This window comes from Mycobacterium sp. P4_H6, assembly GCF_056400845.1.
In genome coordinates this window covers 1-23123 of record NZ_JBFUKN010000001.1, presented here as the reverse complement: position 1 = coordinate 23123, position 23123 = coordinate 1, and the positions used below count along the sequence as shown (strand labels likewise).

The 23123-nt window shown below is 68.1% G+C and carries 17 protein-coding genes; 5 read left to right on the top strand and 12 right to left on the bottom strand.

Annotated elements, in window-relative coordinates; genetic code table 11:
• Window positions 1-93: 93 nt before the first annotated feature.
• The 3 genes from rarD to lspA are packed head-to-tail and all read right to left on the bottom strand — an operon-like array spanning window position 94 to window position 2542.
• Window positions 94-1002, bottom strand: a complete 909-nt coding sequence (gene rarD / locus AC1DTF_RS00085; RefSeq protein ID WP_477472564.1) for an EamA family transporter RarD — start codon at window positions 1000-1002, stop codon at window positions 94-96.
• Window positions 999-1925 carry an RluA family pseudouridine synthase gene (locus tag AC1DTF_RS00080; RefSeq protein WP_477472563.1) on the bottom strand — a complete coding sequence of 309 codons (927 nt, stop codon included), beginning with the start codon at window positions 1923-1925 and terminating at the stop codon, window positions 999-1001. The genes rarD and AC1DTF_RS00080 overlap by 4 nt, the downstream gene beginning before the upstream one ends.
• A complete protein-coding gene (gene lspA, locus AC1DTF_RS00075; RefSeq protein ID WP_477472562.1) occupies window positions 1925-2542 on the bottom strand; it encodes a signal peptidase II in 618 nt (205 codons plus the stop codon). Before lspA ends, AC1DTF_RS00080 begins: the two co-directional genes overlap by 1 nt.
• 67 nt (window positions 2543-2609) lie before the next feature.
• Between lspA and AC1DTF_RS00070 the strand changes: the two genes are divergently transcribed.
• Window positions 2610-3539, top strand: a complete 930-nt coding sequence (locus AC1DTF_RS00070; RefSeq protein ID WP_477472561.1) for an asparaginase — start codon at window positions 2610-2612, stop codon at window positions 3537-3539.
• Between the two features lie 11 nt (window positions 3540-3550).
• Here the strand turns inward: AC1DTF_RS00070 and AC1DTF_RS00065 are convergent, their stop codons facing one another.
• The gene (locus tag AC1DTF_RS00065) at window positions 3551-4882 is read right to left on the bottom strand and encodes a DNA polymerase IV (protein WP_477472684.1); all 1332 of its coding nucleotides are present in this window, start codon (window positions 4880-4882) and stop codon (window positions 3551-3553) included.
• Window positions 4883-4941: 59 nt separating this feature from the next.
• Between AC1DTF_RS00065 and AC1DTF_RS00060 the strand changes: the two genes are divergently transcribed.
• On the top strand, window positions 4942-5154 hold the full coding sequence (locus tag AC1DTF_RS00060) for an RNA-binding S4 domain-containing protein (protein ID WP_477472560.1): 213 nt from the start codon (window positions 4942-4944) through the stop codon (window positions 5152-5154).
• 2 nt (window positions 5155-5156) lie between these two features.
• On the opposite strand, the gene ileS is transcribed toward AC1DTF_RS00060, so the two are convergent.
• Both ileS and AC1DTF_RS00050 read right to left on the bottom strand, forming a co-directional pair.
• Complete coding sequence (gene ileS, locus AC1DTF_RS00055) at window positions 5157-8312, bottom strand: isoleucine--tRNA ligase (protein WP_477472559.1); 3156 nt, start codon at window positions 8310-8312, stop codon at window positions 5157-5159.
• A 229-nt stretch (window positions 8313-8541) separates the two neighbouring features.
• Window positions 8542-9192 carry a hypothetical protein gene (locus tag AC1DTF_RS00050; RefSeq protein ID WP_477472558.1) on the bottom strand — a complete coding sequence of 217 codons (651 nt, stop codon included), beginning with the start codon at window positions 9190-9192 and terminating at the stop codon, window positions 8542-8544.
• A gap of 134 nt (window positions 9193-9326) precedes the next feature.
• Here AC1DTF_RS00050 and AC1DTF_RS00045 point away from each other — a divergent pair, with 134 nt between their 5' ends.
• From AC1DTF_RS00045 to AC1DTF_RS00035, 3 genes are read left to right on the top strand one after another with little or no spacing between them, the layout of a single operon-like run.
• Complete coding sequence (locus AC1DTF_RS00045; protein WP_057165149.1) at window positions 9327-9704, top strand: hypothetical protein; 378 nt, start codon at window positions 9327-9329, stop codon at window positions 9702-9704.
• A 54-nt stretch (window positions 9705-9758) separates the two neighbouring features.
• Window positions 9759-10493: a hypothetical protein gene (locus AC1DTF_RS00040; protein ID WP_057165148.1), complete on the top strand. Its 735-nt coding sequence runs from the start codon at window positions 9759-9761 to the stop codon at window positions 10491-10493.
• Between the two features lie 40 nt (window positions 10494-10533).
• Window positions 10534-11778 carry a glycosyltransferase gene (locus AC1DTF_RS00035; protein WP_477472557.1) on the top strand — a complete coding sequence of 415 codons (1245 nt, stop codon included), beginning with the start codon at window positions 10534-10536 and terminating at the stop codon, window positions 11776-11778.
• On the opposite strand, the gene AC1DTF_RS00030 is transcribed toward AC1DTF_RS00035, so the two are convergent.
• From AC1DTF_RS00030 to AC1DTF_RS00005, 6 genes are all read right to left on the bottom strand, one after another.
• The gene (locus tag AC1DTF_RS00030; protein WP_477472556.1) at window positions 11775-13112 is read right to left on the bottom strand and encodes a hypothetical protein; all 1338 of its coding nucleotides are present in this window, start codon (window positions 13110-13112) and stop codon (window positions 11775-11777) included. The two genes, AC1DTF_RS00035 and AC1DTF_RS00030, sit on opposite strands and share 4 nt — an antisense overlap.
• Window positions 13113-13158: 46 nt before the next feature.
• Window positions 13159-14910 (bottom strand): AMP-binding protein, encoded by a 1752-nt coding sequence (locus AC1DTF_RS00025; RefSeq protein WP_477472555.1) that lies wholly within the window; start codon window positions 14908-14910, stop codon window positions 13159-13161.
• A 42-nt stretch (window positions 14911-14952) separates the two neighbouring features.
• Window positions 14953-16287 carry a WS/DGAT/MGAT family O-acyltransferase gene (locus tag AC1DTF_RS00020; protein ID WP_477472554.1) on the bottom strand — a complete coding sequence of 445 codons (1335 nt, stop codon included), beginning with the start codon at window positions 16285-16287 and terminating at the stop codon, window positions 14953-14955.
• 42 nt (window positions 16288-16329) lie between these two features.
• The gene (locus AC1DTF_RS00015) at window positions 16330-17676 is read right to left on the bottom strand and encodes a condensation domain-containing protein (RefSeq protein WP_477472553.1); all 1347 of its coding nucleotides are present in this window, start codon (window positions 17674-17676) and stop codon (window positions 16330-16332) included.
• 32 nt (window positions 17677-17708) lie between these two features.
• Window positions 17709-19166: a condensation domain-containing protein gene (locus tag AC1DTF_RS00010; RefSeq protein ID WP_477472552.1), complete on the bottom strand. Its 1458-nt coding sequence runs from the start codon at window positions 19164-19166 to the stop codon at window positions 17709-17711.
• Between the two features lie 61 nt (window positions 19167-19227).
• Window positions 19228-23123: SDR family NAD(P)-dependent oxidoreductase (locus AC1DTF_RS00005; RefSeq protein ID WP_477472551.1), on the bottom strand; the 3896-nt coding region annotated here is incomplete at its 5' end.

The window sequence follows — 23123 nt, the reverse complement described above, 5'->3', positions numbered from 1 at the left end:
CTTCGAACGTCTGGACATTGGCGACAAGGCTACATGGTGTTGCTGTTAACTCCGTCAGCTACAAGTGACCAGCGCATCCGGGTGTCGGCGCGCTCATGGCAGGGGTTCGCCGACCGGCTTACGCGCGGCAGTGGCGCGGGCCGACCGGGAGCGCAGGATGGCATCGACGGTGAAGACCGCCAAAGCGACCCAGATCAGCGCAAATCCCAGCCATCTGGCGGCCGGCATCGGCTCGTGTCCGACCAGAACACCCCAGGACAACTGCATGATCGGTGTCATATAGAACAGCAGCCCCATCGTCACCATTGGCAACCGTTGTGCGGCGGCGGCAAACAGCAGCAGCGGCACCGCTGTCAGCACGCCGGCCAGCACCAGCAGCACCACATGTCCGGTGCCGTGCCCGACGAACTCCGCGTGCCCACCGGCCTGCAACACGATCAGATAGCCCAGCGCGAACGGGGCGGCCAGTGCGGTCTCGATTCCGACGCTCACCCGGGGATCGACCGGCACCACCTTCTTGACCGCGCCGTACAGACCGAAGGACAACGCCAGCCCGAGTCCGATGTAGGGCGGCGCGCCGACCTGCACCGTCAACACCACCACCGCGGCGACCGCGATGACCAGGGCCGCGCCCTGCGCGCGGTTGAGGCGCTCACGGAACACCACCATCCCGAGCAGGACCGTGACGAGCGGGTTGATGAAGTACCCGAGGGCCGCGTCGACCACATGGCCGTTGTTGACCGCATAGACGTAGATCAGCCAGTTGACCGATATCAGGGCGGAGGCCAGCGCCAGCAACAGCCAGGTGCGGCCACCGATGGCCCGCACATCCCGCAGCCGGTGCACCGCGGCGACGACCACGAAGAGAAAGAGGAAGCCCCAAACGATCCGGTGCGCCAGGATCTCCACCGAGCCCGCCGGTTTGAGCAGCGGGAAAAAGGCCGGGAACAGCCCCCATGAGCCGTACGCGCCGATGCCGAAGAGCAGTCCGGACCGTTTCACTGGTCGCGGCGTAATTGATCCAGGGCGTGCTGAAGGTCAGCCGGATAGGGACTCGTGATCTCGATCCGCCGGCCGTCCGCGGGATGCGCGAAGGCCAGCGACCGGGCGTGCAGCCATTGCCGCTCCAGTCCGAGTTTCTTGGCCAGCGTCGGGTCCGCGCCGTAGGTGAGATCGCCGCAGCAGGGATGGTGCAGTGCCGAGAAATGCACCCGGATCTGGTGGGTGCGGCCGGTTTCCAGGTGAATGTCGAGCAGGCTGGCCGCGACGTGCGCCTCGATGGTGTCGTAGTGGGTGATGCTGTCGCGGCCGTTCTCGGTCACCGCGAACTTCCAGTCCTGGCCGCGATGACGACCGATGGGCGCGTCGATGGTGCCGCTGGACGGATCGGGATGCCCTTGCACCAGTGCGTGGTAGCGCTTCTCCACGGTGCGCTCCTTGAACGCCCGCTTGAGCACGGTGTAGGCCCGTTCCGAGATGGCCACCACCATCACCCCGGAGGTCCCCACGTCCAGGCGCGACACGATGCCCTTGCGCTCGGCCACGCCGGACGTGGTGATCCGGAAACCCGCTGCGGCCAGCCCACCGAGCACCGTCGGCCCGGTCCAGCCGACCGACGCGTGGGCGGCGACGCCCGCCGGTTTGTCGACGGCGACGATGTCGTCATCGGAGTACAGGATGTTCATGCCCTCGACCTCGACGGGCGTATTCTCCACGGGCGCAGCCGGTTCCGGGAGCCGAACCTCCAGCCAGGCGCCGGAGACGAGTTTGTCGGATTTGCCTGCGGTCGCGCCGTCGAGCTCGACACCGCCCTCTTCGGCGATCGCCGCGGCGACGGTGCGGGACAACCCGAGCAGACGGGCCAGTCCGGCGTCGACCCGCATTCCGGCCAGGCCCTCGGGCACGGGCATCGAACGGGTGGTCATCAGGTGGACGCGTCCGGTTGCTCATCGGCGCCCGGCTTCGCCGGCGGTGGCGTCGCGGGCTCGGCCTCGGGCCTGCGCCGGCCGGCGGTGTCGAAGTCGAAACCGAACAACGAGAGCACCACCAGCAGGATGGCGCCGCCGACGACGGCCGGGTCGGCGACGTTGAACACCGGCCACCAGCCGACCGACAAAAAGTCCACCACGTGGCCGCGCAACGGTCCGGGTGACCGGAAGAACCGGTCGACCAGATTTCCGAGGGCGCCACCCAGAATCATGCCCAACCCCAGCGCCCACCACGGCGACACCAGCCGGCGTCCCATCCAGATGATGCCGAACACCACGCCGGTGGCGATCAGGGTCAGCACCCAGGTGTAGCCGGTGGCCATCGAGAAGGCCGCGCCGGAGTTGCGCACCAATGTCCAGGTCACGGTGTCGCCGATGATCGACACCGGCTGACCGGGCACCAGCAGGCGCACCGCCAGCACCTTGGTGACGATGTCGAGCGCCAGCACCACACCGGCGATCGACAGCAGCAGGAGCAGGCGCTTACGGGGCTGCGGTTGCGCTTCTTGGTCCGCGGCCACCGGCTCGGCCGAGCCTGTTGATTCCTCAGTCACCCGCCCATCATCCCAAACATTCGAGCGGTCTCCGCGCAGCCGCCCGGGTGGGTGAACAATTGCGGGCATGCATCGCCTCGTCGTGATCAGCACCGGCGGCACCATCGCCACCAGTTCCGGAGCCGATGGCGTGGCCCGGCCCACCCGCAGCGGGGCCGATCTCACCAGCGGTCTGGATGTCTCCGTGATCGAGCTGATGGCCGTGGACAGCTCCGCGCTCGGCCCGGCCGAATGGGACCGGATGGGCGTCGCCATCGCCTCCGCCGCCGCCGGCGGCGCAACCGGCATCGTGGTCACCCACGGCACCGACACCATGGAGGAAACCGCGCTGTGGCTGCAGCTCACCTATGCCGGCACGGTGCCGGTGGTGCTCACCGGAGCGCAGCGCAGCGCAGACGCCCCCGATGCGGACGGCCCGGGCAATCTGCGCGACGCGCTCGCGGTGGCCGGCAGCACCGAGGCCCGTGACGCCGGTGTGCTGCTGAGCTTCGCCGGCATCATCTGGGAGCCGCTGGGCCTGCATAAAGTTGCCACCGATGACCTGCGAGGATTCGCCGGATCCGCGGTGGGGTCGGTGCAGCACGGGGAGGTCCGATTCGACACGGCTCCGCGCCGGCCGAACCTCGGTGCGCTCAGCGCCGCGGGAGCGCCGCGGGTCGACATCGTCGCCGCCTACCCCGGGGCCGATGCCGTCGCACTCGACGCCTGTGTGGCTGCCGGCGCGCGCGGTCTCGTGCTCGAAGCCCTCGGATCGGGCAACGCCGGGGACGCCGTCATCGACGGCGTCCGGCGCGCCTGCGCGGCCGGGGTCACCGTCGCGGTATCCACCCGGGTGCCCGGCGGGCGGGTGCGCCCGGCCTACGGTCCGGGCCGCGCACTCGTGGACGCCGGTGCGGTGGTGGTGCCGACGCTGCGCCCCGCGCAGGCCCGGGTGCTGCTGATGGCCGCGCTGGCCGCGGGCTCCCCGGTCGCCGACGTCGTCGCCGAGTGGGGCTGACGGGTGGCCGGCTACTCGTCGTTTCGGTAGAGCGCGTCCAGGTACTCCCGCCAGTCCAGACTGTCGATCGGATTGGCGCGGCTGATCTCGGGAAGGTCGGCGCGGAAGGTGCGCGCGATGCCGGGCCCGGACGCCCGGGTCTCGAAGCGGATCGTCATCACACCGTGCCCGGCGCCCTGCACCCAGCCGTGTCCGTGCTCGGGATGCATCACGTCGTCGCCGATGCGCCACGGAGTGGGACCGGCCGCCACCGGCGCGGGGGCCGGACCCTCGGACCCGGCGATCGGACCATCCTCGGCACCCTGATCCAGATCCGGGAACAGCGATTCCTGCTGCACATCGGACAGGCCCGAAAAGCCCACCCCGACAAGACGAATCGGGCCGATCTCGATGGGATCGAGCAGCAACCGCCGTGCGGTGGAGATGAGCAGGGCCACATCGGTGGAGGCGTAGGGCAAGGTCGCCGAACGCGTCAGGGTGCTCATGTCCGATCGCTTCAGCTTCACCGTCACCGTCCGGGCGCCCCGCCCGTCCTTGAGCAACCGTCGGTGCGCGTGCTCCCCGATCGACCCGGCGGCGTCGCGCAACTGGTCCAGGGTGCGCAGGTCTTCGGCGAACGTGGACTCGGCGCTGATCTGTTTGGCGTCGGCCCGTTCGGCGACCGGTCGGTCATCGATACCGCGCGCCAACCGGTGCAGCGCGGGCCCGATGGTTGCGCCGAGCACATCGGCGACCTCGTTGTCGGTCAGTTCCGCGAGCGCCCCGATGGTCTCGATGCCAAGTCGGCGCAGCTTATCCTCGGCGACCGGCCCGATCCCCCACAGCGCGCGTACCGGTAATCCGGCCAGCACCTCGCGCTCCTCTTCGCGGCCGATCACCCGGACACCGTCCGGTTTGGCCAACCCGGAGGCGATCTTGGCGACCTGCTTACCGGATCCGGCCCCGACCGAGGACACCAGTCCCGTCTCGGCAAAAACCTTTGCGCGCAGCGCTTCACAGAAATCCACCACCTCAGCGGTGGTCGAACCCGCGATCTCGGCGGGTTCGCCGAACGCCTCGTCGAAGGAAAGCTGTTCCAGCACCGGGACCACGGTGCGGATCGTCTCAAACACCCGCCCACTGGCCGCGCCGTAGACCACCCCGCGCGGTGGCAGCACCACCGCGGCGGCGCCCACCATCCGCCTCGCCTGGTGCATCGGCATCGCCGAGCGGGCACCGAAGACCCGGGCCTCATAACTGGCCCCGGCCACCACGCCGCGGCCCCCGAGACCGCCGACCAGCACCGGCCTGCCGCGCAGCGTCGGGCGGGTCAACTGTTCCACGGACGCGAAGAACGCGTCCATGTCCAGATGTAGCACCCAGCGCTCCACCCGGGAAATGTTAGGTGGCTACTCTGACCGACATGGATGACGTGCCCATTCGCGACGAATCGATCCGGCTCGGGCAGTTCCTCAAGCTCGCCGGACTGATCGATTCCGGCGCCGACGCCAAGGCGGTGATCGCCGACGGGCAGGTCAGCGTCAACGGCGATGTCGACCTGCGCCGCGGACGCCAACTGCACCCGGGCGACGAGGTGTCCATCGCCGGACAGTCCGCGCGGGTGACCGCGGGCTGAGATCAGGCCTTGGCGATCGTCACCCGCACGCCGTCACCGATGTCCGAACCGTCCGCCGCGCTGCCGAACTCGAATGACGTGGCCAGCACCTCGCCGGAGATCAGGCCGGCGTGGGTCTGCGCCCACGCCAGCTTCTCCGCCGGAACATCGATGACCACGCTGATCCGGTCGGACACCTCCAGCCCGGTGGTCTTGCGCAGCTCCTGCAGTTCCCGGATGCGGTCCTTGGCCCAGCCCTCTGCCTCGAGCTCGGCTGTCACCTCCCCGTCGAGCACCACCAGACCGGCGCCGTCGGCCAGCGCGGCCGTCCATTCCGGGTCGGCGGCCACCAATTTGGAGGTGTACTCGGCGGGCAGCAGCGTCGCGGGCCCGGCGGTCAGCGTGCCGTCGGCGTTGACCACACCCTCGCCGGCCTTGACCGCCTTGATCGCGGCCTGCACATCTTTTCCGATGCGCGGGCCCGCGACCCGGGCATTCACGGCCAGTTCGAACCGGCCGTAGCTGTCCACATCGTCGGACAGTTCGACCGCCTTGACGTTCAGCTCGTCGGCGATCAGATCGACGAAGGGCCGCAAACTCTCCGGGTTGTCCACCGCCACCGTCAGTTTCGGCAGCGGCAGGCGCACCCGGAGCTTCTTTGCCTTACGCAGCGACGATCCCGTCGAGCAGACCTCGCGCACCTGATCCATCGCGGCCACCAGTTCCGGATCGGCGGGCAGATCGGCAGCATCGGGCCAGTCGGTCAGGTGCACCGAACGCTCCCCCGTCACACCCCGCCAGATGACCTCCGAGACCAGCGGCAGCAGCGGCGCGGCCAGCCTGCCGGTCACCTCGAGCACCGTGTGCAGAGTGTCGATGGCATCGCGGTCCTCTTCCCAGAAACGCGAACGCGACCGCCTCACATACCAGTTCGTCAACGCCTCGGTGAACTGACGCAGCTGATCGCACGCTCCGGAGATGTCGCAGGTGTCCAGCGAGAGGGTCAGATCATCGCGCAACGCGGCCAGCTTGGCCAGGATGTAGCGGTCCAGCACGTGCTGGGAATCGGTACGCCAGGTGCCCTTCTGAGGCGCGTACAGGGTCAGGAAGGTGTAGGCGTTCCAGAACGGGAGCTGCACCTGCCGCACACCCTCGCGGATGCCCTGTTCGGTGACGATCAGGTTGCCGCCGCGCAGGATCGGCGAGGCCATCAGGAACCACCGCATCGCATCGGACCCGTCACGGTCGAACACCTCGGACACATCCGGGTAGTTGCGCAGCGACTTGCTCATCTTCTGGCCATCGTTGCCGAGCACGATGCCGTGTGCCACGCAGGTTTTGAACGCCGGCTTGTCGAACAGCGCGGTGGCCAGCACGTGCATCGTGTAGAACCAACCGCGGGTCTGGCCGATGTACTCGACGATGAAATCGCCGGGGAAGTGTGCCTCTGCCCCGCCGTCACCGGTCACGCCGTCGAACCACTTCTGGTTCTCGAACGGATAGTGCACCTGCGCGTAGGGCATCGACCCGGAGTCGAACCACACGTCGAGCACGTCCTCGATGCGCCGCATGGTCGAATTACCGGTCGGATCATCAGGATTCGGCCGCGTCAGCTCATCGATGAACGGCCGGTGCAGGTTGTCGGGACGGACCCCGAAATCGCGCTCCAATTCGTCCAGGCTGCCGTACACATCGGTACGCGGGTAGGCCGGGTCATCGGAGACCCACACCGGGATCGGGGTGCCCCAGTACCGGTTTCGTGAGATAGACCAGTCACGGGCGTTCGACAGCCACTTGCCGAACTGGCCGTCTTTCACATGTTCGGGGTACCAGGTGATCTGCTGGTTCAGTTCGACCATGCGGTCCCGGAATTGGCTGACCTTCACGAACCAGGACGACACCGCCCGGTAGATCAGCGGGTTACGGCAGCGCCAGCAGTGCGGATAGGAATGCTCATAGGTCTCGTGGCGCAGCAGCACCGGGGCGTTGACGGCGGCCGGTCCGGTGCCGCTCTTGAGATCACGGATGATCTGGGTGTTCGCGTCGAACACCTGCTGACCGGCGTAATCGGGCACCGTCGCGTCGAACCGGCCCTTGGAGTCCACCGGCGTGACGGCGACGATGTCGGCGGTATCGGCGGTCGCCTTGTCGTCCTCGCCGTAGGCCGGCGCCATGTGCACGATCCCGGTGCCGTCCTCGGTGCTGACGAAGTCCGCCCCGAGCACCTGGAACGAGTTGACCGCATCCGGGAAATACGGGAACGGCGGGAGGTAGTGCGTACCCAGCAGCTGCTCACCGAGATGGGACGCGACGACGACGGGTTCCTCGCCGAGTTCGCGTGCGTAGGCACCCAGCCGTGCCTCGGCCAGCACGAACCGGTGTCCGTCCGGACCTTCCACGGTGACATAGGAGACCGCGGGGTTGACCGCGACGGCCTGGTTGGAGGGCAGCGTCCACGGTGTCGTGGTCCAGATCAGCAGGTAACTGCCGGCCACCGGACCGTCGGTCGCCTTGAATCCCACCGTGAGTGCGGGGTCCTGGCGGCTCTGGTAGACGTCATCGTCCATCCGCAGCTCGTGGTTGGACAGCGGCGTCTCGTCGTTCCAGCAGTACGGCAGCACCCGGTTGCCCTCATAGGCCAGCCCCTTGTCCCAGAGCTGCTTGAAGGCCCAGATGGTGGACTCCATGAAGTCCAGATCCAGTGTCTTGTAGTCGTTTTCGAAGTCGACCCAGCGTGCCTGACGAGTCACGTAGGCACGCCATTCGCCGGCGTACTTCATCACCGAGGCACGGCAGGCATCGTTGAACTTCTCGATGCCGAGCTCTTCGATCTGAGCCTTGTCGGTGATCCCGAGCTGGCGCTGCACCTCGAGTTCGGCGGGCAGACCGTGAGTGTCCCAGCCGAATCGGCGTTCCACCTTGTAGCCGCGCATGGTGCGGTAACGGGGAACGATGTCCTTGACGTAGCCGGTGAGCAGATGCCCGTAGTGCGGCAGCCCGTTCGCAAACGGTGGGCCGTCATAGAAGACGTATTCGGGTGCGTCGTCACGGCGCGCGATGCTCGCGCGGAAGGTGTCGTCGGCGCCCCAATAGTCGAGGACCTCGGATTCCAGCGCCGGGAAGTCAGGTGCTCCGGCGGCGGGCTTGCGGTAGGCGGCCGACTCGGGAGGTGGGGTCACTGCGTTGTCTCCTGTGCCCAGAGATTCAGGCACGGGGACGAACGTCGCGACAGGTGCGCGAGCCCGCGGTACCACCCCGCTTGCGTACCGCGCCGACATCAGCGTGGTGCGCCGCTCGATTGGGCGATGACGAGCCCGGCCGTCCGGTTCTACTGAGCGCCGAGACGCCGTTCTTCCGGAGGCTCCCCGGTGATGGCCGGATCAAAGCCTGTGCGTTGCAGTCTAACGGTCAGGCGGCGTCGGTGAATCCGGGGATCGCCTCGGAGGTGATCTCGATCAGCGCCTGCGGGAACTGTTCGGCCAGTTCCTCGATGGTGTAGGCCTCGAACCGGCGCGCATCGAACCACAGGTCCAGCTGCACCACGCCGTTGCTGCGGTAGGCCCGCAGTTCCAGGGCGTGCCCTTCCAGCGGCTCCTCGGACGAGACCGGGCCTGCGCAGCGGAAGGCCAGCTCGGCCAGCGTCTGACCGGGGCGCCGGACGGTGGAACCGGCCAGGGCCGAGCACACGTGCGCGAGCATCTGGGTGGCATCGAGATCGGACGGCATGACGCAGTCCAGAGCGATGATGTGGGTGTCGACGTCGACCGCGACGACACCACTGCCGATGGTGCGCGCAACGGCCCGGCCGAGCGCGGCCAGCAGCAGCTTGCCGTTGAGGACGCCCAGGTGGGCGGCGGCGCCGTCGAGTTCGGCGCTGAGTACCGCCGGCAGCGGCACGGACACCCGCTGCTGGTCGGACTCGGCGGGAACACCGTCGACGTCGTAGTCGGCCAGCGTCAGGGAGGTGGCGATGTCGTGCGCATGCCCGATGACGAGCTCGAAGCCCGACGCCGCGAAGTCGTCGACGTAGACCCGGTCCTGGAATAGCGGAGCAACCATGTAGCTGAGAATACAATGAGTGTCCCAGAATTGGGACATCACTCCCGAAAGTCTGACACCCCTGTCAATTAAGGCGTTGATGTCCGCTGATCGGTTGCTAGCCCCCAAAGCCGGGATAACGCTATTGTGAGCGGGTGCCACGTACAGATGAGAACGGCAGACAGCTGAAAGCCCTGCTCGACTACCTCCTGGACGGAGAAGTCGAAGCCAAGGACATCTATGACGCGCTCGACATCTCCAGCAGCACCTACTACCGGCGGATCAAGGAGAGCAGCTATCCCGATGCGGAGGAGCTGCGCCGGGTCGCCGACCGCTTCGCCCTGAGCTACCCCGACCTGCAGATCCGCTTTGGGCTCATGAGCAGGCAAGAGGTGTGGAACTACATCGAATCGACGCCGTTCACCGTGACGGCCGTGCAAGAAGCGGTCCGCGTGCAGGCCGAACCGCAGCAACAGACCAGACGACCCCGACTGTCCGAATTGACGCCGCGTAGCGACGCACCGCCGCTTTAAGCAGTAGTATTTGCTGGCAGGGATTCAGCTCACAGGCCTCGAAGGCGAAGCGCGATGGAACTAACCGTACTGATCGTGATCACACTTATGTGTATCGCGTGGAGTCTGTGGATTCGCCGTGTGACGTGGTCATGTCGCTGGGAGGTCGCGGCCACCCTGAACATTGCGTTACAAGGCGGTGCGATCTTGTTAATGTCGCCGCTGGCATCGGAAACGCTCGGCAAGGCCCTGCATTCGGTGACCGGGATGTGGAACCTCGAGGATTTCGTCGGCCACGACATGTACATCGTGGCGGCCTCGGCCATCGTCTACAACGCGGTCGGCCGCCTGCAGGACGACCACCAGATGCAGCGCGCGTTCCGGCAGTACGTGGAACTTCCGGCCACACTCTGCATTCCCCTGCTGCTGGCAGCCTTCTCATTGAGCAGCGCGCACGACGTGTACGCCCGCGACTTCTTCGCCTCCCCCACCGACAGCTGGCTGAGCCTGTACTGGGTGATGCTCTGCGGCATGCTGATCTACCTGCTGGGCTACGGCGCCCGTGCCCTGCTGGTGCTCCGTAAGGACCCCCGCTCACGGCGGATCGCCAACGTGTACCTCGTCGCCTGCGGCAGCGGCATCATCGCCTGCATCATCCGCATCATGTCCGCGATCTTCCCGGCGTTCCTGGCCTGGGAGCGCGGCGTGTTCGTATGGATCTTCGCGTGTGCCTGCGGCGCCGGTTTCGCGCTGTCCTCGGCGCACTCCTGGCGCATCAAGACCAGATGGTTCTCCAAGGTCGATCGCTGAGTCGTCCCGGCAGCTGCAGGACCGCATACACTGCGACCTGATGAAAATCGTTGTGGCAGTCCACGGCACACGTGGCGATGTCGAACCCTGCACCGCCGTGGCCCGCGAGCTCCGCGACCGCGGCCATCAGGTGCGGATGGCCGTCCCGCCGAACCTGATCGGCTTCGTCGCCTCCATCGGCTTCACCGATGCGGTGCCCTACGGCGTCGACTCCCAGAAACAGGTCGAAAGCGATGCCTTCCAGAACTACTGGCAGTTCCACAATCCGCTGACMGTCGCCCGCAAGGCCATCGACTACTACACCGCGGGCTGGACCGATATGAACGCGGCGCTGACCGACCTGGCCGCCGACGCCGACATCATCCTCACCGGCACCACCTACCAGGAGGTGGCCGCCAATGTCGCCGAGCGCTACGACATCCCACTGGCCGCCCTGCACTATTTCCCGAACCGGCCCAACAGCCAGCTGATCCCGGTGCCGGCCCCTCGCTGGGTCGCGAAATCCGGTTTCGCGGTGATCGAGTGGGGCCTGTGGCGCGTCTCGAAGAAGGCCGAGGACGAGCAGCGCCGCATCCTGGGCCTGCCCAAGACCGACGTCCGGTCCGCCAAGCGCGTCGTCGACAGCGGCACGCTGGAGATCCAGGCCTACGACGAGCAGTTCTACCCGGGGCTCTCGCAGGAATGGAATGGCAGCCGGGCCTTCACCGGCGCCATCACGCTGGGCTTGCAGACCGAGACCGATGACGAGGTGACGTCGTGGATCGCAGCGGGCAAGCCACCCATCTATTTCGGTTTCGGCAGCATGCCGGTGGAGTCCCCCGCCGACGCGGTCACCATGATCACCGAGGTGTGCGCCGAACTCGGTGAACGCGCCCTGATCAGTTCCGGGGTCTGGGAACTCGACGCCATGCCGCTCGCCGAGCACGTCAAGCTCGTCGGCGCGGTCAATCACGCCGCGGTGTTCCCGACCTGCCGCGCGGTGGTCCACCACGGCGGCGCGGGCACCACCGCCGCCGGCGCCCGGGCCGGCGTGCCAACGCTGGTGCTGTGGGTCTCCGCCGATCAGCCCGTGTGGGCCCGCCAGGTCAAGAAGCTGAAAATCGGTACGTCCCAGCGTTTCACCCGGATCACGAAGAAATCGCTCACCGAGGCGTTGCGCACCGTGCTGGCCCCCGACGTCGTCGCGCGGGCACGTGATTTCGCGGCCCGGCTGGCCACTCCCGAGCAGAGCGTCACCATGGCCGCAGATCTGATCGAGCAGAAGGTCAAGGCCGAGGCGGTCTAGTTCGCCGGGCCCTCGACGGTGCCGGACAACCCGAAATCGGCGAGCGCTTTCAGCACCACCTCGCGTAACGCCTCTTTGGAGTTGTGCCGGCCCACCGACCAGGAGCTGACCGACACGGCCACCCGGCCGCGCGACCGGCAGCCGCCCAGCACCAACTGCCCGCCGATCCGGTTCAGCACCCGGCTGGTGGTCTGCGGTTCCGCGCCCCGCATCATCACGTAGTCGGCATCGGTCCCGTCGGGCCTGCTGAACGCCGGGCCCAGATCACCCATGTTGGAACAGCCGATGGGGCTGTTCACCGACAGCACCATGCCTTCCAGCCGGCGCAGCACCACGCGGGGGGTCAGCGGCGTCAGCGGCAGCGGGCCGGTCATCCGCACCGAGGTTTCGGCGGACTCCGACAATGCCTTCTTCATGTCCGATCGCACGACGCTCAGATCCGTCAGAACCTGATCGGGGTCCGCCGTCATCGTGGCAGCCACCAGCGCATTGGCGCGGGTGTCACCCTCGGAACGCTCACTGACCGGCCAGGACAGGTTCACCCGGCCATCCGCCCCGACCCGGCCCAGTAGCTGACCCAACCGCGCGGCCATCCCGCAGAACAGCGAATTGCTGGTGCCGCCGAGGCGTTGCGCGCACTCGTCCCAGTGCTCGGCATCGACGAAGACGACGACCGACGGGGCGACCATCGGCACGTCATCGCCCGGGGGCACGTCGCCGGCGGCCTTGAACGAGGTCGCCAGCTCACTGCGCTCGGCCCGTGCCACCCGCACCGACGCCGCCACCGCGGCGGCCATCTCGGGCACCGCGGCCAGCGTCTGCCGGGCATCCTGGGTCAGCGCCGCCCGCCGCGTCCGGGAACGCGGTGGCGGATAACCGAGGTCCCGGTCGACACCGTTGACGGCATCGGTGACCGCGATGACCAGACCGTGACCGTCGGCGATCGAATGCGAGACGACCAGGCTGACCGCCGCCGCTCCGTCGGTCAGCGGTTGTACCGCCAGCCGCCAGCCGGGCCCGTGCTCCGGATCGATGGGCGTGCCCAGACATTTGTCGGCCCAGTTCCACACATCCGACCGTGGGCGTTCCTGCGCCGACAGGTCGAGGGACTGCGGGTCGCCGTCGGCCACCCAGCGATGCCGCCCGAACGGCAGTGCCGAGCGCTCGATCCGGCGTCCGAACAGTCCCTTGGCCAGGTTGCGACGGAACCGACGCAACCCGTCCATGTCGACTCCGCGGTCATACACCCAGACGGCCTGCACGATGGGCCCACGCCCTAGTGCCCGCAGGCCCAGGAAGGACCCCTGATCGATATAGGCGAGGGTGTTGTCCACCCTCACATCGTAATTGCGTGTGTGCACCGATCAGCTGACGCGCATGTCAGGCGGTGGGCACCTTGTCGTCCAGCCGCGAGAACTCCTGCTTGTTGTACTTCTCCACACAGGACTGCCTGCGGATCTTGCCACTGGTCGTGATCGGGATGGCGCCGCGGGGCACCAGCACCAGGTCGGCCGCGCTGATGCCGTGCGTCTGCGACACCGCGGAGGCCACATCTCGCTTGATGGTCAGGAGGTTCTCCACGATGGCCTCCTCGGTCTCGCCGCGCTTCTTCACCTCGATGATCGCCACCAGCTGCTCGCTGCGGTGCCCCTCGACCGCGATCGCCGCGACCCGGCCACCGGTGATCTCCTGGATGGTGGCCTCGATGTCGTCGGGATAGTGGTTGCTGCCGCGCACGATCAGCAGATCTTTGATCCGCCCGATGATGAACAGCTCACCGTCGGACAGGAACCCGAGGTCGCCGGTCCGCAACCACGGACCCTCCGGCGTGCCCTCGGACGGATTCTCGATGCGCCCGTTGAAGGTGTGCTCGGTCTGCTCGTCCTTCTGCCAGTAGCCCAGGCAGTTGTTCTCACCGTAGGACCAGATCTCCCCGATACCGCCGGCCGGCACCTCCAGGCGGGTCTCGGCGTCGACGATGCGCACCACCGGGTCCTCCGGGCGGCCGTACCCGACCAGCTTGGTGCCGCTGCCGTCGGTGGTGCGCTCGGCCAGCCCGGCGGACAGCTTGTCCGGGTCGAAGGCCACCACGCTCGGCGGGCCGGGCACGCCGGTGCCGACGAACAGCGTCGCCTCGGCCAGCCCGTAGGAGGGCCGGATGACCCCCTCGTCGAAGTTGAACTTGGCGAACCGCTGGGAGAAGCGCTTGAGGGTCGTCTCGTGCACCCGCTCGGCCCCGCTGTACACCGCGATGACATCGCCGAGATCGATACCTTCGAGATCCTCGTCGGTGGTCCGGCCGGCGGCCAGTTCGAACGCGAAGTTCGGCCCACCGGTGACCACCCGCGGGAAGCTGCCCATCAGCTGGATCCAGCGCGCGGGCCGGGCCAGGAACGACAGCGGTGTGGTGAACACGGTGCTCCAGCCGCCCAGCACCGGGGCGACGATGCCGAGCAGCAGACCCATGTCGTGATAGAAGGGCAGCCAGGACACCACATGGGCGCCCGAGGGCGGGACCTTGCCGAAATGCGGGAAGAACGCGCACATCATCTGCTCGAAGTTCGAGGTCAGATTCCGGTTGGTCACCATGACGCCGGCCGGGGTGCGGGTGGACCCGGAGGTGTACTGCAGGTACGCAGTCTCCGGCTTCTCCTCGCGGCTGGACAGCGACTTGCGCCGAGCGTCCAGATCCAGGGTGTCGACCTCGATGACAGCGGCAGCCGCCGCGCCGTCGTCGGTCTTCGCGTATTCGGCGACGGTGCCGGCGACCGCGGAGGTCGTCAGGATGATCGACGGGGCGGAGTCCTTGATCACCGCGGACACCCGCTCGTCGTGCTGGCCCACCATGGGCACCGACAACGGCACCGCGATGATGCCGGCCTCCAGCGAGGCCAGGAAGCCGATGACGTACTCCAGGCCCTGCGGCGCGAGGATGACGGCGCGATCACCGAGCTGGCCGATGGCGCGCATCTCGACGGCCAGGCTGCGTACCCGCCGGTTCAACTGCGCCCAGGTCAGGGTGGTGGCCACCCCGTCCCATTCGTGGTCGTAGTCCATGAAGGTGTACGCAATGTCCTCGGGCTGGAGGCTCGCGCGTTCGCGGAGCACGCCAATGAGGGAGGTATCGGACATCGGGTGTGAGCCTTTCTCAGCCGTGCAAATCGAAATGCAGTATTAAACGAACACGCCGGTCAGGTCGAATTCGGCCAGTGTCTCCGCGGTCAGTTCCCGCAGACGGGTCTTCGTGTTCTCGGCCCCGGACTGATAGGCGACGATGCCGATGATGATCTTGCCACTGATGCGCCCGGACACCACGACCAGCTGACCGTCGCCCTGTTCCAGTTCGCCGCGCGGCGTGGCCTGGTCGACGCCGTAGAACGACGTGTACTCGGCTTCGGTACCGTCCACGCTGGTCAGCACCGGCGGGAGATCACCCATGTTGGAGCACACCACCGGCATGTCATCGGAGGCGATCATCATGTCGGCGACCTTCTTGACCAGTCGCTTGGGCACCAGCGGTACCAGCGGCATCAGTTCCAGGATCTCGTCGGGCTGATCCTTGGCCGATTTCAGCGCATTGCGCAGGATCGTCCGGGTGACGCTGAGATCCTTGGTCACCTCGGCCGGATCGACCTTGGCGTTGACCAGCGTCATCGCGTTGGCGCGGATATCGGTCTCGGAGGTGCGGTCGCTGATGGCGATGAGCAGCGAGACGTTGCCGTCCGCGTTGCGGCGCCCCATCCGCTCACCCAGTTTGGCGCTGATCGCCGCCAGCAGCGAATAGCCGTTACCGCCCAGCGCCGCGGCCCGGGCATCCCATTCGGCGAGATCCACGTAGGTGGTGATGGCCGGAACGATGACCAGCTCGTCGGGGTTCGCGACCGGCGGGCGGGCCGGCTTCGGCGACGTAGCGGCCTCCTCGCCGCCGGCGCGCAGCACCTTGACGGCCTTGCGCGCCGCACGTCCGATCTCGGGGAGCCCGCGGATCGTCTCGCGCAGGTCGGCGGCGATCGCCCGGCCGGAGCGCCGCGACAGCGGCGGCGGGTAGCCGATGTCGATGTTGGCGCCCGCGACCGCGGTGCCCACTGCGAGCAGTGCGGCGACACCGTCACCGAGACAGTGCGACCCCACCACCGAGATCGCGGTCACGCCCTCGGAGAACGACTGCACGGCCATCTGCCAGCCGGGCCCGGTCTCCGGGTCGATCGGCACCTGGGCCCACTGGTCGGCCCAGTCACTGATCTGCTCGCGCGGCAGCGGGTCGGTGTTGATGTGCAGCGGGGCGGCCGGGCCCAGCGCGGACACCCAGCGGTAGCGCCCGAACGGCAGCGGTGAGCGCTCGACCCGGCGGCCGGCCATCCCGTAGCCGAAGTTGCGGTGGAATCGCCGCACCGCATCCATGTCGACGGGGTGCTCGTAGACCCACACCACCTTGATGAGCTGAACCCGGCCGGTCGCCCGGTTCGCGCGCACCAGCGCCTCGTCCCACAGCGTCAGCTGGTTACCCACAGCGTCGCCATTAGTGAACTCCAAAAGACCTGTCCCCCATCACTATTCGATAACGCCGGACAGCTCGAACGCCGCGAGCGTCTTTTCGAGTTCGGCCTTGAGCCACGCCGTGGTGTTCTCCGCGCCGGGCGCGTAGGCGGCGAAGGTGAGTGTCTCGGTGCCGTTGATCCGGCCGGCGACCACGGTCAGCAGACCGCAGCGCTCTTCCAGAGCGTGCTTGGTCGCGACCCGGTCGATACCGCGCAGGAAGACGAAGTCGGCCTCGGTGCCGTCGAGGTTGGGCAGGCCCTCGGGCACGTCACCCATGTTGGAACACGACACCGGCAGCTCGGTGCTGAAGCCGAACGCCACATCGGCCATTTTCTTGACGACACGCTTCGGGATGAACGGCGTCAGCGGCAGCAGCGCCAGGTTTTCGTCGGGCACCTCGCGGGCGACCCGCAGCCCTTCCCGCAGCGCCGCGCGTGCCTCGGTGAGATCGGAAGTCACCTTCGCCGGGTCGATGGCCAGGTTGACCAGCACCACCGCGTTGGCGCGGGTGTCGCCATCGCCGGGCAGCCGGTCGCCCTGCGGGATGTTGAGGGTGACCAGACCGTCCTCGGCGCCGACCCGGCCGATCTGCTGGGCGAGCTTGGCGACGAACCCGGCGACCAGCGAATGCCCGTTGCCGCCGAGCTCGGCGGCCCGCCGGTCCCAGTCGTCGAGTTTCACGCAGACGGTCGCCGACGGAGTGAACACCTGATGGTCCGGCCCGCTCACGACGGGTTTGGCGGCACCGGAGGTCGACAGTTCCCCGCGCCGGCGGACGACCTGTCGGGTGGCCTCGACCAGGGTGCGGCCCACCTCGGGCAGCCCGCGGACGGTGTCGCGCAGGTCGGCTCGTAGCGCGCGCGTACGGGTGCGCGACGCCGGGGGCGGATAGCCGAAGTCGAGGGTGCGGCCGTTGATGGCGTTGACCATCGAGGCGAGCGCGCCGCCGCCGTCACTGACGCAATGCGAGATCACGATGCTGATCGCCGTCGACCCGTCGGTCATCGGCAGCACTCCGACATGCCATGCCGGACCGAACTCCGGATCCAGCGGCAGCGTGGAGCGCTCGTCGATCCAGCGCCCGAGCTCGCTGCGATCGCGCGGCTCGGCGAAGTCCAGGTCCGATTGCGGGCCGAGCACCGACACCCAGCGGTGCCTGCCGAAGGGCAGTACCGAACGTTCGATGCGCCGGCCCAGCAGACCGTGCCCGATGCACTCGTGGAACCGCCGCACCCCGTCGAGGTCGACGGGACGCTCGTAGATCCACACCACCTGCATGACGGCTTCCTGGCCGGTGGCGCGCAGCCCGAGGAACATCGCCTGATCGGTGAAATCGAGCCGGTTGTCGGCACGGGTCATCGCGGCGGCACCTCCGATAACAACAACGGCGATCAGGCCGTCTTGAGATCCAGGTCGACGGTGTCCGCGGCGATGGCGGCGACCGCGACGCTACGGCCCTCGACGACGCTCAAATAGACGGACTTCATCGCCTGCAGATAGCGCAGCACCGATTCCCGGGCAATCGGGTTGCTCGGGAAGGCGGCGGTCACCGTGGTCTCCTGTTCGACCCGGTTCACCCACATGCCGACCTGATAGGCCGACCGGGAATCGCTGTAGATGGTGCCGTTGAGGCGCTGCCACTCGGCGATCACACCGGGTGACAACAGGCCGGCGTCCAGGTAGGACAGCATCGGCACACCGGACTCCGGCGGGCGCAGGCCGTGCGACTCGGCGCCCAGCTCCAGCACCCGTTCGACCGGCACATGGGCCAGATCCAGGCCGCTGTCGAAGGACTCCTGAGCCGCCCGCGCGGTGTCACCGAACGCGTCGACGTCGACGGGCACAGTGATCGGGACCAGACCGGTGAACCAGCCCGTGGTCATGAACTCCGCGGGTGTGCGCCGCGTCGTGGTCGGGGTGATGACGCGGTAGGTGTCGGTGCCGGTGAGCGCGGCGTTGGCGATGGCGCCGCAGGCGAACACGCCGCCACTGAAGCGGGCCCCGGCCGTGATGCAGGCCTGCTCGAACTTGTCGCCCTGCTCCTTGTCCAGCAGCTGCACGGTGATGACGTCGCCGGTGTAGGCCACCGACGGGTCGCCGAGCGGCAGCGGGAACGTCGGCAGGGTGCCGCCGTTGTGCTGCAGGAATTCGATCCAGTTACGGACCTCCGGCGAGTCCGTGGTCAGCGCGGACACGTACTCGTGCTGTTCCCGGCAGTAGGTGTCATAGCTGCCCGGCTCGGGCAGCTTCAGCGGCGCCGCACCCTCGACCAGCGTGTTGTACATCATGTGGATCTCGACGAAGGCCAGGCCCATGAACATGGCGTCGGTGTGCACGTGGTCGACGCTGATGTAGATGGTGAAGTGATCCTCGCGCTGGATCATCCCGATGTGGAAGCAGTCCCACACCCACGGGCTCGCGGTGCCCAGCACGTGGTCGCGCCACTGCGTCGCGCTCATCTCGCCGTGCTCGACGGGGGCGAACTTGATGTCACGCGGGTTGGTCAGGGTATGCCGGATGATCTTGTCGGCACCGTCTTCGGTCTCGGCGTACTCGAACCAGCTGTGGAAGGTGTCGTGCCTGCGCAGGTAGGCGTTGATGACGTGGGTCATCGCCCGCACATCGCAGCGGCCCGGGATGTCCCAGGAGGGGATGTTCAGGCGGGCCATGTCGGTGCCGGAGGACTCGTGCTTTCGATAAGCGAGCAGGTGCTGAGCCTGCTGGTAGCTCACCGGAACGTCGCTGACCGGTGCATCCTTGACCTTCGCAAGCGTCGCCCGCGACGGATGCCAGGAAGTCACAGCACCCGGTTCGCCGACCCAGTCGTGGATCGGTTTCATGGAAACCACTATTCATCTCCTGTTTCGACGACGTCCGACCCCGGGCTGAGCGACGCTGCGCAACCCGTGATCACGACGGAACCGATACTTCGTCAGGTGCCAGCACATCGCACAAGCGATCCGCGAGCACCCTGATCGTGGAAATATCTGTCGATCCGATACGAATACCTGTCTCCGCTTCGATGCGGGTGCGTACTTCGAGCGTGCCGAGCGAATCGAGCCCATACTCGGCGAGCGGGCGGTCAGGGTCGACCGACCGGCGCAAGATCAGGCTGATCTGCTCGGAGATCATCCGGCGCATCCGCGCCGGCCACTCGTCCCGCGGCAGCTCATGCAACTCTGCAAGGAATGCGCTGCCGGTGTTGCGCTGCCCCGACGATTGGAACGCCTCGGCGAACTTGCTCGTCTGAGCGAACGCGGCCAACCACGGTGTGCCGACCACGGGCGCGTAACCGCTGTAGGCACGATCGTGCCGCAGGAGGGTCTCGAACGCAAAGGCACCTTCCTCCGGTGCGATCGCTGCCTCGCTGCTTTCGGCCAGTGCCACACCCGCGCCGATCTCGGCCCACGGGCCCCACGCGATCGACGTGCTGGGCAGGCTCTGGCTGCGACGCCAGTGCGTGAACGCGTCCAGCCAGCTGTTCGCGGCGGCGTAGGCACCCTGGCCCGGGGAGCCGACCAGTGCGGCCGCCGAGGAGAACACGCAGAACCAGTCCAGGGTCTGCTTGGTGGTCGCCCGGTGCAGGTTCAGCGCACCGTAGACCTTCGGCGCCCAGTCGCGTTCCACCAGCTCATCGGTGATGTTGGGGATCGCGGCATCCTCGATGACGGCGGCGCCGTGCAGCACACCGCGCAACGGCAGGCCGGTGGCACAGGCCGCCACGACCAGTCGCTCGGCGGTTTCGGGCTCGGCGATGTCCCCGAGTTCGACCTCGACCTCGGTGCCGGCACGACGGATCCGCTCCACGACCTCCTTGGCGGCGGCGGACGGTGCCGAGCGGCCGTTCAGGATGATCCGTCCGGCGCCGGAATCGGCCAGCTTCTCGGCGAGGAAAAGACCGAGACCGCCGAGACCACCGGTGACGACGTACGCGCCGTCGCGACGGACCGCCTGCGCCTCCTCGGGCGGCACGACCGCGTTGATCTGACCGCCGTGCGGAATGTCGAGCACCAGCTTGCCGGTGTGCTCGGCGGCACCCATCACGCGGATGGCGGTGGCGCCGTCCTCGAGCGGGTAGTGCGTCGTCTCCGGGAGCGGCAGCACGCCGTCGGCGATCTGCTGGTAGCAGACCTCCAGCAGGCGCCGCAGGGTGTCGGAGTTGGTCAGCGACAGCAGCGCCAGGTCGACGGCGTAGAACGACAGGTTGCGGCGGAACGGGAACAGCCCCATCCGGGTGTCGCCGTAGATGTCGCGCTTGCCGATCTCGACGAACCGGCCGCCGAAGGACAGCAGTTCCAGGCCGGCCTTCTGGGCCGCGCCGGTCAGCGAGTTCAGCACGATGTCCACGCCGTAGCCGTCGGTGTCCCGGCGGATCTCGTCGGCGAAGGCGGTGCTGCGCGAGTCGTAGACATGCTCGATGCCCATGCCGCGCAGCAGTTCCCGCCGGGCTTCGCTGCCCGCGGTGGCGTAGATGTCGGCGCCGGCGGCACGCGCGATGGCGATGGCCGCCTGTCCCACACCGCCGGTGGCGGAATGGATGAGCACCTTGTCACCGGCGGTGATCCGGGCCAGGTCGTGCAGGCTGTACCAGGCGGTGGCATGGGCGCTGGGCACCGCGGCGGCACGATTGGTCGGCAGCCCCGGTGGCAGCGTGACGGCCAGGTTGGCATCACAGGTCACGAACGTCGCCCAGGCGCCGTCGGCGGAGATGCCACCGACCCGGTCGCCCACCTTGTGGCCGGTGACACCCGGCCCGACAGCGGTGACCACACCGGCGAAGTCCGCACCCAGCTTGGGCATGCGGCCCTCGAAGCTCGGGTACTTGCCGAATGCCACCAGGACGTCGGCGAAGTTCAGGTTGGACGCGGTGACCGAGACCTCGATCTGCCCGGGCCCGGGCGCGACCCGCTCGAAGGCGGCCAGCTCCAGGGACTGGATGTCACCGGGCGTGCGGATCTGCAGACGCATCCCCTCACGGGCCGGGTTGACCACCGTGGTGCGCCGCTCCTCCGGGCGCAGCGGCCCCGGGACCAGACGCGCGACGTACCACTTGGATCCCCGCCAGGCGGTCTCGTCCTCGTCGGAACCCGACACCAGCTGCGCGGCGATCTGCGCGGCGTCGGTGTAGTCATCGACGTCGATCTGGGTGGTCTTCAGCTGCGGGAACTCGGTGCCGATCACCCGCACCAGACCACGCAGACCGGCCTCGTCGAGGTTGGCCGAATCGTCGGACAGCACGGTCTGGGCGTTGCGGGTCAGGACATGCAGCCGCGGCGCCTCCCCCGGCGTCTCCGGCAGCTCGCGCACGATCTTCACCAGGTGGCGCACGTTGTCGCCGCCACGCACACCGGACTGCTCGTCGGTGACACCGTGCCGCGGCGGGGTGACCACCAGCACGTCGCCGAACTGCTGCGCGGCCAACTGCTCACGCAGGCGTGCCGCATGTGCGTCGTGGTCGGAGTGCTGCGGCCACACCATGGTGGTGACGTCGATGTCGTGGCTCTTGAGCGCGTCGGCCAGCTTGGTGGCCAGCAGATCGGCGGCATCGGAGGTGCTGATCAGCAGCCAGCGGCCGGCATCGTGGTAGTCCACCTCGGGCAGTTCCTGCTGACGCCACTCGATGGTCAGCAGCCGGTCGCTGAAGGTGCGATCACGCTGGCCGCTGTCCGAGACGCCGGTGCCGACGCGCAAGCCACCGACGGCGAGCAGCACAGCGCCGTTCTCGTCGAGCAGGTCCAGGTCCACCTCGACCGCGGCGGGGGTGACGCTGACGATGCGGGCGTAGCAGTAGTGCGCGTTGCGGGTGGAGCCGTAGGCGCGCAGGCGCCGCACACCCAGCGGCAGCATCAGGGTGCCGGTGGTGTCGCTGCGCAGCACCGGATGGGCACCGACGGCCTGGAAGCAGGCGTCCAGCAGCGCCGGGTGCACCCCGTAGGCGCCTTGCTGGGACCGGATGGATCCGGGCAGCGCCACCTCGGCGAGCACCGAGTCGGAGGGGCCGTCCCCGCTGTCGTTGACGTTGACCGCCACCAGACCGGCGAAGGCCGGGCCGTACTGGACGCCACGCTGGTTGTACCAGCCGCGCATCTCGGCGCCGTCGATGCGCAGCGGGTGCGCCGCGATCACGGCATCGATGTCCACCGCGGCGGGCGCGGTCTCGTCCTCGCCGGTACGCAGCGCGGCCGAGGCCCTCTTGACCTGCTCGCCCTGCAGGTAGGTCTCCACCGCAAAATGGGCGCTACCGGCCCCGGTGACCGTGGCGGCCGCGGAGACCTCGGTGGTGTCCTCCAGCAGCAGCAGCTGATCGAAGCTGATGTCGTGCACCTCGCCGGTGTCACCGAGGACGGTGCGCGCGGCGGCCAGCGCCATCTCGCAGTAGGCGGCACCGGGCAGCGCGGCAACGTTGTGCACCTGGTGGTCGCCCAGCCAGGGCTGGGTCTCGGTGCCGATGTCGGCCTGCCAGGCGTGGCGTTCGGGCTCCTCGGGCAGCCGCACGTGCGCACCCAGCAGCGGATGCACGGCGATGGTGGCGCCCCCGGGGGCCAGTTCGTGCGGATCGCGCACGAGCATGAGCTCGCGGTGTGTCCAGGTCGGCAGCGGGGCGTCGACGAGGTTGCCGGACGGGTACAGCACCGAGAAGTCGATCTGGGCGCCCGCGTTGTGCAGGTCGGCGAGCACCCCGCGCAGGCCGTACGGCATTTCCTGTTCGCGGCGCACGCTGGCCAGCGCGGCGTGGCTGATGTCGAGGCTGCTGGCCGTCTGGTCGACGGCGTGGGTCAGCAGCGGGTGCGGGGACAGCTCGGTGA

What these genes read in the sequence shown, in the direction of transcription:
- AC1DTF_RS00040 (WP_057165148.1), top strand. Translation starts at nt 9,759, where the DNA reads ATGGAACTAACCGTACTGATCGTGATCACACTTATGTGTATCGCGTGG.
- AC1DTF_RS00070 (WP_477472561.1), top strand. Translation starts at nt 2,610, where the DNA reads ATGCATCGCCTCGTCGTGATCAGCACCGGCGGCACCATCGCCACCAGT.
- AC1DTF_RS00015 (WP_477472553.1), bottom strand. Translation starts at nt 17,676, where the DNA reads ATGACCCGTGCCGACAACCGGCTCGATTTCACCGATCAGGCGATGTTC.
- AC1DTF_RS00065 (WP_477472684.1), bottom strand. Translation starts at nt 4,882, where the DNA reads ATGGACGCGTTCTTCGCGTCCGTGGAACAGTTGACCCGCCCGACGCTG.
- AC1DTF_RS00080 (WP_477472563.1), bottom strand. Translation starts at nt 1,925, where the DNA reads ATGACCACCCGTTCGATGCCCGTGCCCGAGGGCCTGGCCGGAATGCGG.
- AC1DTF_RS00025 (WP_477472555.1), bottom strand. Translation starts at nt 14,910, where the DNA reads ATGTCCGATACCTCCCTCATTGGCGTGCTCCGCGAACGCGCGAGCCTC.
- AC1DTF_RS00060 (WP_477472560.1), top strand. Translation starts at nt 4,942, where the DNA reads ATGGATGACGTGCCCATTCGCGACGAATCGATCCGGCTCGGGCAGTTC.
- AC1DTF_RS00050 (WP_477472558.1), bottom strand. Translation starts at nt 9,192, where the DNA reads ATGGTTGCTCCGCTATTCCAGGACCGGGTCTACGTCGACGACTTCGCG.